The sequence below is a fragment of the Mixta sp. Marseille-Q2659 genome, from assembly GCF_940807255.1.
In the GTDB taxonomy this organism is placed as follows: Bacteria; Pseudomonadota; Gammaproteobacteria; order Enterobacterales; family Enterobacteriaceae; genus Mixta.
In genome coordinates, this window is the sequence record NZ_CALNWY010000007.1 from 131216 (window position 1) to 143565 (window position 12350).

The 12350-nt window shown below is 52.4% G+C and carries 13 protein-coding genes and 1 pseudogene; 6 read left to right on the forward strand and 8 right to left on the reverse strand.

The features are described from left to right. Nucleotides 1-216 precede the first annotated feature (216 nt). Both P3C52_RS07765 and P3C52_RS07770 read right to left on the reverse strand, forming a co-directional pair. Nucleotides 217-1755: a methyl-accepting chemotaxis protein gene (locus P3C52_RS07765; RefSeq protein WP_040113411.1), complete on the reverse strand. Its 1539-nt coding sequence runs from the start codon at nt 1753-1755 to the stop codon at nt 217-219. Nucleotides 1756-1867: 112 nt separating this feature from the next. Further along, on the reverse strand, nt 1868-2668 hold the full coding sequence (locus P3C52_RS07770) for an SDR family oxidoreductase (protein ID WP_040113410.1): 801 nt from the start codon (nt 2666-2668) through the stop codon (nt 1868-1870). Between the two features lie 211 nt (nt 2669-2879). Between P3C52_RS07770 and P3C52_RS07775 the strand changes: the two genes are divergently transcribed. From P3C52_RS07775 to P3C52_RS07790, 4 genes are all read left to right on the forward strand, one after another. Beyond that, nucleotides 2880-3116, forward strand: coding sequence for a DUF2171 domain-containing protein (locus P3C52_RS07775; RefSeq protein WP_040113409.1), 237 nt, complete (start codon nt 2880-2882; stop codon nt 3114-3116). Between the two features lie 390 nt (nt 3117-3506). Then, complete coding sequence (locus P3C52_RS07780; RefSeq protein WP_040113408.1) at nt 3507-3752, forward strand: hypothetical protein; 246 nt, start codon at nt 3507-3509, stop codon at nt 3750-3752. Between the two features lie 23 nt (nt 3753-3775). Then, on the forward strand, nt 3776-4081 hold the full coding sequence (locus P3C52_RS07785) for a hypothetical protein (RefSeq protein ID WP_275554479.1): 306 nt from the start codon (nt 3776-3778) through the stop codon (nt 4079-4081). Nucleotides 4082-4273: 192 nt separating this feature from the next. Beyond that, a protein-coding gene (locus P3C52_RS07790; protein WP_223429336.1) for an IS1 family transposase occupies nt 4274-4971 on the forward strand; the annotation gives its coding sequence in 2 pieces (ribosomal slippage) (nt 4274-4523 and nt 4523-4971; 699 coding nt in all). 289 nt (nt 4972-5260) lie between these two features. On the opposite strand, the gene P3C52_RS07795 is transcribed toward P3C52_RS07790, so the two are convergent. Further along, a complete protein-coding gene (locus P3C52_RS07795) occupies nt 5261-6394 on the reverse strand; it encodes a glutathione-independent formaldehyde dehydrogenase (protein ID WP_040113397.1) in 1134 nt (377 codons plus the stop codon). 71 nt (nt 6395-6465) lie between these two features. Between P3C52_RS07795 and P3C52_RS07800 the strand changes: the two genes are divergently transcribed. Further along, on the forward strand, nt 6466-6735 hold the full coding sequence (locus tag P3C52_RS07800; RefSeq protein ID WP_133052070.1) for a hypothetical protein: 270 nt from the start codon (nt 6466-6468) through the stop codon (nt 6733-6735). A gap of 118 nt (nt 6736-6853) precedes the next feature. On the opposite strand, the gene P3C52_RS07805 is transcribed toward P3C52_RS07800, so the two are convergent. From P3C52_RS07805 to P3C52_RS07825, 5 genes and pseudogenes are all read right to left on the reverse strand, one after another. After that, nucleotides 6854-7276 (reverse strand): GNAT family N-acetyltransferase, encoded by a 423-nt coding sequence (locus P3C52_RS07805; protein ID WP_040113438.1) that lies wholly within the window; start codon nt 7274-7276, stop codon nt 6854-6856. A gap of 506 nt (nt 7277-7782) precedes the next feature. Further along, nucleotides 7783-8250 carry a GNAT family N-acetyltransferase gene (locus P3C52_RS07810; RefSeq protein WP_040113396.1) on the reverse strand — a complete coding sequence of 156 codons (468 nt, stop codon included), beginning with the start codon at nt 8248-8250 and terminating at the stop codon, nt 7783-7785. Between the two features lie 226 nt (nt 8251-8476). Beyond that, on the reverse strand, nt 8477-9337 hold the full coding sequence (locus P3C52_RS07815) for an SMP-30/gluconolactonase/LRE family protein (protein WP_275554480.1): 861 nt from the start codon (nt 9335-9337) through the stop codon (nt 8477-8479). 57 nt (nt 9338-9394) lie between these two features. Further along, a pseudogene (locus P3C52_RS07820) lies at nt 9395-9861 on the reverse strand (DMT family transporter). 14 nt (nt 9862-9875) lie between these two features. Beyond that, a complete protein-coding gene (locus P3C52_RS07825) occupies nt 9876-11273 on the reverse strand; it encodes an amidohydrolase family protein (RefSeq protein ID WP_040113393.1) in 1398 nt (465 codons plus the stop codon). A 130-nt stretch (nt 11274-11403) separates the two neighbouring features. Here P3C52_RS07825 and P3C52_RS07830 point away from each other — a divergent pair, with 130 nt between their 5' ends. Then, nucleotides 11404-12321 carry a LysR family transcriptional regulator gene (locus P3C52_RS07830; protein WP_010259086.1) on the forward strand — a complete coding sequence of 306 codons (918 nt, stop codon included), beginning with the start codon at nt 11404-11406 and terminating at the stop codon, nt 12319-12321. Nucleotides 12322-12350: the final 29 nt, after the last annotated feature.

A 12350-nucleotide genomic window follows, 5' to 3' on the forward strand; every position in this document is an offset into this window, starting at 1 on the left:
AGATATATCGGCAAAGCGTAAGATAAATTTACGCTTTGCGAAAAAAAGCCTGAAAAAATCCCCTGTATCTGAGCAAGCTCATGAAATAAAGCATTTTTATAAGCAACAGTTTCAGGCGTGATCTTTTAATCATTAGCCGCGCAGAAGTAATCAGCAGGCCCTTGCTCTGCAGTCTGAGAGATTGCCGGCCCTGAATAAAGAGCCGGCAAATGACGCTTATGCCAGACGGAAAGTGGAAACCGAACGGGTCAGATACTGTACCTGCTCTTCAAGCGATGCTGACGCAGCCGCTGACTCCTGTACCAGCGCGGCGTTCTGCTGCGTTACTGAGTCCATTTCAGTTACCGCTTTTTCAATCTGCCCGATACCGCGACTCTGCTCGCCCGACGCCACTGAAATATGTTCCATCAGAAGATTAACGCGGCTGACCGAGGCGATGATGGCGCTCATCGCCTCGCCGGTGCGACTGACCTGCTCTGAGCCGGTGTGAATAATCGCCACCGATTCTGCAATCAGCGTCTCGATCTCTTTAGCCGCCAGCGCACTGCGCTGTGCCAGATTACGCACTTCTCCGGCCACCACGGCGAACCCCCTGCCCTGTTCACCTGCGCGTGCCGCTTCCACAGCGGCATTCAGCGCAAGAATGTTGGTCTGAAACGCAATGCCGTTGATCACCGAGATAATCTCTTCGATTTTTTTCGAGCTGGCGTTAATCAGGTCCATCGACACAATCACTTCACGCGAGACTTTTTCGCCGGTTTCCGCATTCTCTACCGCCTCGCCAGTCAGGCGGCACGCTTCAAATACGTTATCAGTGTTCTGCTTCACCGTAGCGCCCAGCTGCTCCATGCTGGCCGCGGTTTCTGTCAGCGCCGCAGCCTGCTGCTCAGTGCGCGAGGCCAGATCAACGTTCCCGGCCGCAATTTCGCCCGAGGCAGTGGAAACCGAATGCGCGGAATCACGTACCTGCGTAATGATCTGCGTCAGAGCGAGACGCATCGCTTCCAGCGATCCCATGAGGCTCTGAATTTCACTGCGTGAATCACCTTTTGCCGGAACAGCGCAATTAAGCTCGCCGGCAGCAATTAAATCGCAGTGCTGCTTTGCCGCGCTGAGCGGCACCAGTACAAAACGGTGCATCAGCAGTGAAATCACGACAATAATGCCGACAAACAGCACACCAAACAGCACCAGCAGCATCAGGCCGGAGTGAAAGTGACGTTGTGCATCATCATTGAGCTGGCGTGCGTAAGCTTCGTGCTGCGCCAGGACTTTATCAAGAATGATTTCATACTGACGATCGAGACGGACGACTGTCGGGATCTGCGCTTTAAAACGTGCCTGATCGTGCGCTTCAGCGGCAGCCACCAGCGGCCGGATCCCTTCATCGCGGTAACTGAGATAGGCCTGCCGGTAGGCTTCAGCCTCTGCTGTTTCACCAGCCAGACGCGGTGCATCCATGTAGGCCTGAAAGGCCGCATCTGCTTTAACCGCCACCGCTTTCACGCTCTCAAGTGACGCGGCTGATGCGCTATCGTTCCCCTCACTCGCTTTCATATACTCCATAACCCGGACGCGCAGTGTACGGCTGTGGTTGATGGGATCGATTACGGAGAGCACTACGCGGATCTCTTTGTTGACGGCGGTCAGCGAAGCATTACTGCGCACCAGCAGCCAGCTGCTGATAGCCACGCTGGCCAGGAACAGCACCAGCATAGTGAGGAACACAAGCAGTGAGGATTTTTTAAGCGACATAATTAACTTCCGGTTGAAGATGGAGAAGTAGTTATATCGGCCTGGCGGCGCAACTCATTAGCGGGGAAAAGTGTCGCAACCGACTGATTGCGGCAGCACAAATCTTAAGTCCTTAACCGTTATCACGAAAGCCGGGATACAGGCTCATGCCACCATCAATAAACAGCGTGGTGCCATGCACGTAGTCGGACAAATCGCTGGCCAGCCATACCACCGCGTTACCCACATCTTCCGGATCGCCTACCCGGCCATAGGGGATAAGCTGCAGCAGCTTTTTCTCAGCTTCACCTTCGGTCGCTTCGGTATTGATTGGCGTTCTGATCGCACCCGGCGCAATGGCATTGATACGAATATGTTCTTCGCCCACTTCCTGCGCCAGACTGCGCATCAGCAGATCGACACCGCCTTTGGAGGCCGCATAGTTAATATGCCCGGCCCACGGGATGAGCTGATGCACCGAGCTCATATGGATGATTTTGCCGGTAGCGCGGCTCACATCCGGACGTTTCTCCTGCTGGCGAAACTGACGCAGCGCCGCCCGGGCGCAGAGAAACTGACCGGTAAGATTGACCTGGATAACCTTATTCCACTCATCCAGCGTCATTTCTCCGGCTGGTGCATCGCGCTGCAGTCCGGAGTTCGCGACCAGAATATCCAGCCGTCCAAAATGTTTAATTGTTTCAGCAAACAGCGCATCCACCGCTTTTTCATCAGAAACGTCACCCCCTACTGCCACTGCTTTACCGCCACGCTGCCGAATCGCGTCTGCCAGCGCCTCGGCAGGCTCCTGCTGGCTGTTATAGTTGATCACGACCGCTGCACCCGCCGCCGCCAGCGCTTCAGCGCAGGCATAGCCCAGTCCTGAACTGGCGCCAGTGACCAGTGCAACCTGTTTCTCCAGTGATATCTGCATGCTGTTAATTCCTGTTATGAACAGAGAAGAGGCTGACGGCGTGTGCCGCCAGCGGCTACAGGAAATCATAGTCGGCGCAGCAGAATTGGTCGCATTACGGTTCGCCTAAATATTTCATTCTGTAAATTACTGGAAATCTGCAGATTAATAACCAGACTTAAGCAGTCCGGCAGCAGAACTGCTGCATTTATATTCACAGAACGGAGGCAATATGGTAAGCAAATCAGAAATCCTGGATCACGCACAGGTTGTTGACGTCAACGGTGAGCACGTGGGCATTGTCGATCACTTTGAAGGCGAAGATAAAATCAAACTGGCGAAAAGTGATCCGGAAGCGGGCGGCCAGCACCACATCATCCCGTTCAGCTGGGTTAAAGAAGTCGATGACAACAAAGTCATCCTTTCCAAATCAAAGGATGATGTCGAAGCCGAATGGCAGAGCGCATAATCTATCCCCGGACCGCAGCAGCCCTGCTGCGGTCTGGTTTTCGGTAGTAAGAACCGCTAATTATCGTTTATTTTCCTTCCCGGCAGCATCGGCCTGCACCTGTACGCTTAACTCTGGCACCTGGTTCAATCATGCTTCAGCAGTGACAACGTTTACGTATTGCATACTACGGTGCGTTTCTGCTTGTCAGGCCGTAACAATGAACCTCAGGCCGAGGCAGAATTGTGCGCTCTTCCTGCCGGACATGCTCACTTTCACCCTCCGCAACTTCCTGCTGTGTGCATGACAACGTAACGCAGGCTTTGGATTCCGTGACGCTTCTGGCTATGATGACACCCAGTCATGACGTAGGTGGAGCCGTAAAGCGTCAGATCAATACAGGAGGCAGCGATGCTTAGCGACGAACGCCTGCAATATATAGCGGGCAACCCTGATAACAACTCCCCGGAAGCCGTTGAAATGGCGCGCGAAATATTGCGCTATCGCCGCGCACTGGCAGAGCCTTATGCCATCATCGAGCCGCTTGGTATGCAATACCTTGGCGATGGTAACGGCGCTATGGTATTCCCGCCCCGCTACCGCGAAAGAAACGATATCAATCTTTATCGTCTTGATGAAAATGAGATGGCTGACTGAGGCTGATCGCGCTTCAGTGCCCTGTGATCGACTTGCCGATAGACCTGAATCCGGACCACATAATGCACAGTGACCAGGAAGAAAAACTGGCAGAAATCATTATCGGCGAAGCCGTGATAGAACTGCTTGATACCGGTGCTGCTATATCCTGGCGCACGCTGCTGGATCGGCTGCATAAGATGATGAAAAACATCACGGATGAAAAGCATCTGCGCGCAGCGCTGTACGCTATTGATAACATCAGTCGTGAACTGCAGATAACCGTTGCTGAAAAAAGCGATGCGGCTGCGGGTATCGAATCGTACAGTGCAGAAGATAATGTGCATTGAAGCAGCAGCTAGCAGCTGCGATAACGCGTATCGGAATGTTCCTTTTATAACGTCGGTTTCAGGCGAATTATATAATCCGTGCCAGGCTTATTAAACGTTGAGCCTGTTGATTAGAGGAATAAAAGGATGAAGGTGTGGGTGATGCTGCCAACTTACTGATTTAGTGTATGATGGTGTTTTTGAGGTGCTCCCGTGGCTTCTGTTTCTATCAGCTGTCCCTCCTGTTCAGCTACTGACGGGGTGGTGCGTAACGGCAAAAGCACTGCCGGACATCAGCGCTATCTCTGCTCTCACTGCCGTAAAACATGGCAACTGCAGTTCACTTACACCGCTTCTCAACCCGGTACGCACCAGAAAATCATTGATATGGCCATGAATGGTGTTGGATGCCGGGCAACCGCCCGCATTATGGGCGTTGGCCTCAACACGATTTTACGTCACTTAAAAAACTCAGGCCGCAGTCGGTAACCTCGCGCATACAGCCGGGCAGTGATGTGATTGTCTGCGCTGAAATGGACGAACAGTGGGGCTACGTCGGTGCTAAATCACGTCAGCGCTGGCTGTTTTACGCGTATGACAGGATACGGAGGACGGTTGTGGCGCACGTCTTCGGTGAACGCACTCTGGCCACACTGGAGCGTCTTCTGAGCCTGCTGTCGGCCTTTGAGGTCGTGGTATGGATGACGGATGGCTGGCCGCTGTATGAATCCCGCCTGAAGGGAAAGCTGCACGTAATCAGCAAGCGTTACACTCAGCGAATTGAGCGGCATAACCTGAATCTGAGACAACATCTGGCAAGGCTGGGACGGAAGTCACTGTCGTTCTCAAAATCGGTGGAGCTGCATGACAAGGTCATCGGGCATTATCTGAACATAAAACACTATCAGTAAGTTGGAGTCATTACCTAGAATCCTTATAATATCGCACTTCATTCTCACCCACTCTCATCGTTATTACATGAATAGCGTTTATTTCGTTTATGCCTGAAGAAGATCGGGCGCTATTCACAGGTCCTGATAATATTCATAATGCGTCATTAAACATCACAATAGATACAGGGGCGGGCCTGGCAGCAGAAGATAAATATTATGACAGGATACGCAATGGTATCCCGTCGATATTTCTACATTGTTCCGGTTTAATTGTTCTGATTTAACTTTTATAACCGATCAGCGTCAGTTAAGGCTTAAGGATAACCTTCGTCCATCCCTCATCGCGATCGTCAAAGTGCTTATATCCCTCAGGCGCCTCAGCAAGTGAAAGACGGTGTGAGATTATGCCGCCCGGGCTGGCTTTACCCTGATGGATCAGACGGGCCAGCTGACGATTATAGGCTTTGACGTTCGCCTGGCCGGTGCGGATTGACTGTCCTTTAAACCAAAAACTGCCGAAATCAAACGGCATCTTACCTTCTTTGGCAAGGTCTGATGCAGCTCCTGGATCCTGCGGGATAAACACGCCAACCACACCAATTCCCCCGGTTGCTTTGGTTGATGCAACGAGGCTGTTCATAGTGACCGAATTATCTTCATGGCCATGTTTGTTACAGCACTGATAGCCCACGCATTCACAGCCACAGTCAGTGCCGCGTCCGTCAGTTAAGTCGAGAATTCGTTGCACGGCTTCATCGCCGGTCGCATTGATGCCCGTCGCCCCCATTTTCTCTGCCAGCGCTAAACGGTCCTGGTGTGTATCCACTACAAATACCTGTGAAGCGCCTTTTATCATGGCTGAGTGTGCGGCCATCAGACCCACCGGCCCCGCGCCGTAAATGGCTACGCTTTCGCCAGGCTTTAATCCGGCGAGTTCTGTCGCATGCCAGCCGGTAGGGAAAATGTCAGAGAGCATCACATAATCATCTTCTTTTTCTACTGCGTCAGGCGGAAGCACCAGGCAGTTAAAGTCTGCAAAGGGGACCCGAAGCAGTTCCGCCTGACCACCCTCCCAGGAGCCCATTTCAGCAAAACCATAGGCCGCGCCCACATTACCGGGATTGGTGGTGAGGCAAAAACCGGTCAGACCTTTTTCACAATTCTCGCAAAAACCGCATCCGACATTAAATGGCAGACAGACATAGTCACCGACCTTAACACGCTCCACTCCTGAGCCAATTTCAACCACCTCACCCAGGTTTTCGTGCCCCAAAATACGTCCCTGCTCAAAGCTGGTCCGACCCTCGTACATGTGCAAATCCGATCCACAAATATTGGTGGTGGTAATGCGGACAAGCACATCGGTGGGGCGAACAATTTTTGCATCCGGCACGTCTTTAACTTTTACATCATAGGGACCGTTGTAAATAACTGCTTTCATGATCTTCTCCTGCTTGCGGCCGGAAAGGTGTGGCTGCCCGACCGGGTAAGTATCAACTAAGTTTAGCTGGCATGATTGATAACGCAATCGACAGCAAGGCAATCGGGAGGTTTCTTATCGGATACGTTGAGGAATGCTGGCCGGGGATGACGGTCAAAGACAGCCGGGAAAAGGTCAGGATCATGCCGCATCAAGCCGAGCGGCAGCAGCCGGTAGCGTTGCGGGAATATTTGCGTAAAACAGTTATCAATTATCGGCAGCAATCTCAGACGCAGCCTGAAGGTAAAGACCCGATTTATCAGAAAGATGATTTACCTTACACCCGGCCAGTTTTTGCCTGATTCACTGCCAGAACCTTCTCAGAGAGGCACTTCCCGTTAGATACAGAGGTCGCTAAAACCCTGGCCTCGCTGAGCCTGGCACCCTGGATATGGGTGTCTGTGTACCCTTCTCTCTGCGCTACGTTAAGGCTGGAATAAAAAATATCGCTTCCGGGTCCCCGTCATCGAGATTGTCGACCTGACCGCTGGGGATAAATCCGGCGTTCAACAGCAGCCGTTGCATTGGCAGGTTAGAACGATGGGTGGAGGTGAACAGCTTCGGGTGCTGGCAGCGGGACTTCAATGCTGCAATCAACGCCAGACCGATACCCCTGCGGCGGTAGTGTTCCCCTACCATCAGCATTTCAATAAAGCCGTAGCCGAAGAAATGGTAGTTCAGCACGCCATATCCCATCGCTATTCCCTGCTGTTCGGCAATATAACAGACAGACCAGGCACACCAGATGCGGATTTGCGCCGCACCTTTTGGCTGGCTCTTGGCAACAATGTCGATAGTAATCAGGGATATAGCATCGTTTTCAGTGGTCAGGCGAACACGCATATTCAGTCTCCCTCTCTTTAATTGACTGCAGTGCAGCCTTAATAAAACGGCAATCCCGAACAGATTTTTTAATTTCATACGGGATTTTACAATTCCATAAGATGATTAGTTAATCCTAATCATCCCAGAGAGGCAGGGTTCATTTTCTGAAAGTTATCGTTAACCGGATATTGGGCCACCAGAAAAGCCCTCATGATTCAGAAAGTAAGCAAACGTTTTAACCTGCAGCCTATGGAAGCAGTCTGCGGCTGGTTCACCTGTGAGATTCGATACACTGACAGGAATGGGGAGCGCCATATATCAGAATATAACCGGCGGAGCCGGGCTTACGGCGCCGTTCAGCTCAACGTTATCTAACGCTTCCTGCCGCTAAAGCCGCATTCAGCGGGCCTGCTCCTGCCTCAGACAGTGAGTCAGGATTCATGACAAAGGTCGCTTTGTGCCAGAAGCGGACTATGCAAACTCAGGAGCTAATACGCCAGCCTGGAGATGAGTATGAGCGCAGGTTAGTCAGGTTTTTTTTCGTGGTTATAAATATCAGGCCGGGTAATGCTCCATGCGTAGTTTTTCCGATTAACAGGTTCGTAGCCAAATTTTTCATAGAGCCAGGGAGCTGTCGTTGTAAACAACATAATTCTACGAAGCTGCTCAAAGACAGGATGATGATGAATACACTGCATCACCCATCTTCCCAGCCCCTCTCCCTGATATTTCTCCAGAATATAAACATCACAAAGGTAAGCGAACGTAGCGTAATCTGTTATCAAACGCGCGAAACCTATCTGGGTTTTCTCATGATAAACGCCAAAATTAAGGCTGTTTTCGATTGATACATTGACAGTAGCCAGATCAATCTCTTTAGCCCAGGTCGACCTCGTCAGATAGCGATGGATGGCCTGCAGATCCAGTTTTTTCCTGTCTGTACTTACAAGATAGTTATCCTTATGCCACTCCTGCTTCTCTGAAATGTTCACATACGCTCCTGTTTATAAAAGTCCGGGTAACATGACCATATCATTTGATGTTAAATCGTACTATCAGCACTGCTTCGGAATAATTTAATTCTACGCTGTTATCAATGAGGCTTTAGGTCCGCTCCTCGCTCATAGCGGACATCAGCCCGATGATAGTCAGCTTTGTGCCAGAAGCGGACATTTTCTTTGAGCCTGAACTGGCAAAATTCTGTCAGTATCAAAACCGTTAAACTGTGTGTGCCGCAAAGCGATTTTCAGGTAAGCCGGGGCTGACATCAGATTCAGCTTTCAGCAATGCACCGTCATATTCAGACAGCGCAGTGAGTCCCACTGTAGCCGTGGTGCAATAGAGACGGGTAAAACCCTCACCGCCGAATGTCGGACAGGTGCTCTGGATTCCAGGTGACGTCAGAATAGCGTCTGTGGTCCCATCCGGGCGGTAACGGACAACACGGTTTCCTCCCCATTCAGCATTCCATAGATAGCCCATCTCATCCACGCAGGAGCCGTCAGGCGCGCCGCTGCCTTCGATTTCGGCGAACACGCGCTGGTTCTGCATCAAGGGGTAATCACAGCACATTATCCGACCCTGCATCGAGTCACAGTAATAGAGCGTACCACCATCGGGGCTGAAACAGATGCTGTTCGGTATAGCGACATCGGGCAGTGCAAGCGTCTCAACAGTCAGCGTTGCCGCGTTGAGTCGATGAAACTTACCGATGACTTTAACGGGATAACCGTCATCCATCGTCCCGAAGACAAAATTACCGGCACGGTCACATCGTCCATCACCTATGCGGGTCCCGATGTCTCCCGGTGAAGCGGCCACTGGGGTAATTAAACTGCTGTTGAGATCATAGAAAGCCAGCCCTGACGCGAATCCCATCAGCAGAATGTGACTTTGTTCAGTCAGTGCAAAGGAGCCAAGGCGTTCAGGCAGCGACCAGCGCATCACTGCATCATTGCCTTCTTCTATGGCGAGCAGTTCACTGGCTTCAATGTCAGTCCAGTAGAGTCTGCGGGTTCTTTCACACCAAAGCGGGCACTCTCCAAGCGTATTCCTGACTTCAGCTGCAATTGAAAACATGTTAATCCTCCGGATATAAAAGGTCGAACTGCAAGATGGCAAAAGTGGATAACGCAGTTACTGCAGAAAACGTGCAGAGAGCCGATCGCCGAAAAGCATGACGGCAAGTCCGATCAGCATGACAACCATCCCCCCCAGCCTGAGTAACGAAACCGGCCGACGCACAGCCCCCAGCAAGCCAAAATGGTCAATCATCTGCGAGGAAAGTAACTGTCCGACAATCGCCAGCCCGAGCAGAGCTGAAAACCCGATTTTCGGCGCAAGCACGACATAGCTGAACAGGGCACATGCGCCTATCATTCCACCCGTCAGACTCCAGAGGGGTTGCGACGGGATCGCCGCCAGCGATGTCATCAATCCTCCCCTCAGCAGCGCGTAAACCCCCAGCCTAACCGCGCCCGCCGTAAAGGAAAACAGCGCCGCAGTGACCGGGTCGCCGCCCAGTCCCTTTGCCAGCTGGCTGTTCAGGGTCGTCTGCAGAGTGATCCGAGACCTGCGGCAAAAGCGATTACGTAATAGATCATGCTTTTCATTCCTTTCAGTCTGCCTGCTCCAGCGGCAGGAAGGTGTCAGCAAAATTGTCGGGCTGGTAGCCAGAGGCGGCAAACAGGTGCTCACGTGACTCGTCAATCGCCGCCCGCAGTCGCGTGCTGTCCACGCCCAGCACCTTACCGTTCTGCTTAACGATGCGTCCGCCGATCATGACGGTGTCGATATTGCTGCGCTCGGCGGCATGAACCACCGTACCAAAGGCATTGCCGGACGGGTAAAGATTGAGATCACTGGTATTAATCAGCACCAGGTCAGCCTGTTTGCCTGGCGTCAGGCTGCCCACTTTGTCCTGCATCCCTGCACAGGCCGCGCCATCAAGAGTCGCGGCTTTAAGGAGCTGCACCGCCGGAAGCGTTTTCAGCGTATGTTCAGAATCGCAGCACTGCTGCTGATGCATGCCCATCACGCGCTGCAGGTAAAAGGCGACGCGCATCTCCATAAACATGTCGGTGCTGTACGACGTTTCATTGTCTACGCTCAGGCCAGGATTGATGCCATGACGCTGCGCGGCCTCAATGGCGAACATTCCGCTTTCGATGCCATAGTGCGAATCTGAGCGCGGGCAGACGTTCACCCGGACACCGGCTTCGCGCAGAATTTTCCATCCCTCGTCAGGCAGCGCCGTGCAGTGATTAAAAATATTGTCCGGACCCAGCAGCCTCTGCTGATGCAGTGATTTAAGTTCAGCTCCCATCTCCGCACCAAAGAACTCAGTGACAATCGACAATCCCAGTCTGCGGGCCTCGGCCCACAACTCCGGCTCCAGCTGCGCCATGACGGCGAGAGAGACCAGGCTTTCAGGGTTGTCGTTGAAATACTTGTCCTGCAGACGCTGCCAGTTTCCCGGCCAGTGCGCTTTATCCCATTCGCCAGCTACCGGTGCGCCGGAAGCATGAATGGCACGAATGCCGGTATCAAGCAGGGCCTCGACGGCGGCATCGGAATGCGCTGCGGTTCGGCTGTTGTGCGAGTTATCGATCATCGTGGTGATGCCCGCGTCAATAGCGCCAAGCGCCGTCAGCAGGTTGCCAACATAGATATCGGCAGGACGGTAATATTTAGCGAACGAGAAGTGTGTGGCATTGCTGTAGTCGTCCAGGCAGGTAGCGTTTGGGTTAATGCGGCGCAGCTGTCCTTCCCATGCGTGACGATGAGAATCGACCATTCCCGGCATGGCGATCATGTTAGTGGCATCAATGACATGCGCACCCGGTACATCAAGGTTCTGGCCAACGGCGGTAATCGTTGAGCCGTTGATGAGAATATCGCCACGCTCAATGTTACCGACGTTCTCGTCCATGCTCAGTATCGTCGCGCCACGAATCAACGTAGCCTGTAAAGTGACATTCTGATTGTTAACAATATTTCTGATGTAGTCGGTCATTAAACCTGCCTCTTTCCTGATTAATGGGGAAACGATACGCCACGTAATTACCCTGAAAAAGATGCTTAAAGCGTTTTCATAATTCATAATTGGCGAATAATCAGACTCACTTTTACCCAGGAGCAGAACGATGGATCGGATTCAGGCTATGCAGGTTTTCACGCGGGTTGCTGAAGCCGGGAGTTTTGTACGCGCGGCAGAAACCCTGTCGCTGCCTTCTTCCACCGTCACCAGCACGATTAAAAACCTGGAGAAATACCTGCAGGTGCGTCTGCTGAACCGCACGACAAGGCGGGTCAGCCTTACTCCTGAAGGCCTGCAGTATCTGGCGCAATGCCGGGAGATCCTGTCGCTAATTGAACATAGTGAATCCAGCCTGACTGAATCCATCAGACGCCCTCAGGGGCGGCTGCGGGTTGATATGCCTGGTGGAATTGCCCATTTCATCGTCATGCCCAATCTGAAAGACTTTTACCGGCATTATCCGGATATTTACCTGATGATTGGTGTCAGCGACCGGCAGGTCGATCTTGTTCAGGAAGGAGTGGATTGCGTCATCCGAACCGGGGAATTAACTGACTCCACACTGGTTGCCCGTCCGCTTGGCCGGTTTCGCTGGGTAACCTGCGCCTCTCCGGACTATCTCAGGGAGTATGGTGTCCCTGAGACGCCGGAAGCGTTGTCGCAGCATCGGGCGATTCATTACTTTTCCGGTTCGGTAAGGCGCACTAATGAACTGCGTTTCACACGAGGCACTGAGCCCTTCTCTGTTCAGGTTGAGGGGGATGCAGCCGTTAACGAAACGGGACTCTACATCAGACTGTGTCTTGAAGGTTTTGGGCTGGCACAGCTTGCTGAGAATGTGATTTCGGAGAATCTGCAACAAGGCAAACTGATCGAAGTTCTGGCGGACTGGCAGCCACCCTCCGTGCCGGTGACGATGCTCTATCCGCATCAGCGTTTTCTCTCTCCTGCCGTGCGTGCTTTTGCTGACTGGGTTGCCGGACTTTTCAACGAAGGAGCAGGTGAGAAACGGTCTTCCCGGTAAAAGACGGCTCCGGTAACAGGTAAACGCTT